Annotated in this window: 1 protein-coding gene; it reads left to right on the forward strand. The window is 68.1% G+C overall.

Annotation, left to right across the window (positions count from 1 at the left end; translation table 11 throughout):
* Nucleotides 1-67: 67 nt before the first annotated feature.
* The coding region (locus SM753_RS20435; protein ID WP_323192912.1) for a glycosyltransferase at nt 68-279 on the forward strand (212 nt) is incomplete at its 3' end.

Below are 279 nucleotides of genomic sequence, written 5' to 3' on the forward strand. Positions count from 1 at the left end.
GCCGCGAACGACGCGGCCCCGTGTCGGTTCAGAAACTTCTTACCGGCGGCTTGCCGATACGAACCCAATGAGTAGCGTGTCGGTCGAGGTGAGCGTCGTCCTCCCCGCCTACAACGAGGCGGCGACCATCCGGAACACGGTCGAGACGACGCTCGCGACGCTCGCAGAGTTCCTCCCCGAGGGCGCCTACGAGGTCATCGTCGCGGAGGACGGCTGCGACGACGCCACGCCCGAGATCGCCGACGAGATGGCAGCGGCCGACGACCGCGTCCGGCACTT

The organism is Halostella sp. PRR32 (assembly GCF_034808085.1).
In the GTDB taxonomy this organism is placed as follows: Archaea; Halobacteriota; Halobacteria; order Halobacteriales; family Natronoarchaeaceae; genus Halostella; species Halostella pelagica.